The organism is Nitrospina gracilis 3/211 (assembly GCF_000341545.2).
Classification (GTDB): domain Bacteria; phylum Nitrospinota; class Nitrospinia; order Nitrospinales; family Nitrospinaceae; genus Nitrospina; species Nitrospina gracilis.
This window is the reverse complement of record NZ_HG422173.1, coordinates 1,499,499-1,500,296: the sequence shown is the minus strand read 5'-3', so window position 1 is coordinate 1,500,296 and position 798 is coordinate 1,499,499. Positions and strand designations below refer to the sequence as shown.

Annotated in this window: 2 protein-coding genes; both read left to right on the top strand. The window is 58.3% G+C overall.

Annotation, left to right across the window (positions count from 1 at the left end; genetic code table 11):
* Window positions 1-405, top strand: a 405-nt coding sequence (locus TX82_RS07125; RefSeq protein ID WP_275450577.1) for a flagellin, incomplete at its 5' end; no start/stop codon positions are given.
* A gap of 144 nt (window positions 406-549) precedes the next feature.
* The coding region (locus TX82_RS07120) for a flagellin N-terminal helical domain-containing protein (protein ID WP_042250783.1) at window positions 550-798 on the top strand (249 nt) is incomplete at its 3' end.

The window sequence follows — 798 nt, the reverse complement described above, 5'->3', positions numbered from 1 at the left end:
GTCGTGATTCAGATCGGCGCCGATTCTACAGCCGACAGCCGTTTCAACTTGAATTTCGAAATGAATCTGACCGCCATGAACACCAGCACCCTGGGGATAAACGCCGTTAGCATAACCGGGGCAGCGGAGGCTTTGACCACTTTGGACCATATCACCACGGCGCTTGAAACCCTTTCCAACGCGCGCGGCAGAGTCGGTGCGGTTCAGAACCGGCTGGTGCGGACCATCAACAACCTGTCCGTCACCATCGAGAACGTGCAGGCCGCCGAGTCGCAGATCCGCGACGCGGACATCGCCCAGGAGATTGCCAACCTGACGCGAAACCAGATCCTGGTAGAGGCTTCGACGGCAATGGTTGGTCAGGCAAACCTGATTCCGCAGAGCGTTCTGCAGCTGCTCCAGTAACCGCAGAGGCAGATTTTCCCTTTTAAGGGATAGGATTCATCGAAAGTTCGCGGGAACCATTCGCGAATGAAATCATAACGGAGTCATCCCACCAAAGTTGCAAGGATGCAACGGAACGGCTCCTTTCGGTCAAGGAGGATCGAAATGGCAATCCGGATTTTCAACAACATTCCGTCCCTGACGGCACAGCGTCTGCTGGGAGTCAACAACAACAGGCTGGCGCAGTCCATCGAGCGCATCTCCTCGGGCCTGCGCATCAACCGTGGTGCCGACGACCCGGCGGGACTCGCCCTCTCGGAAAAACTGCGCGGCGACATCCGCGCCCTCACCCAGGCGCTCCGCAACGCCAACGACGGCGTTTCCATGATCAACGTCGCCGAAGCGGGACTGGGT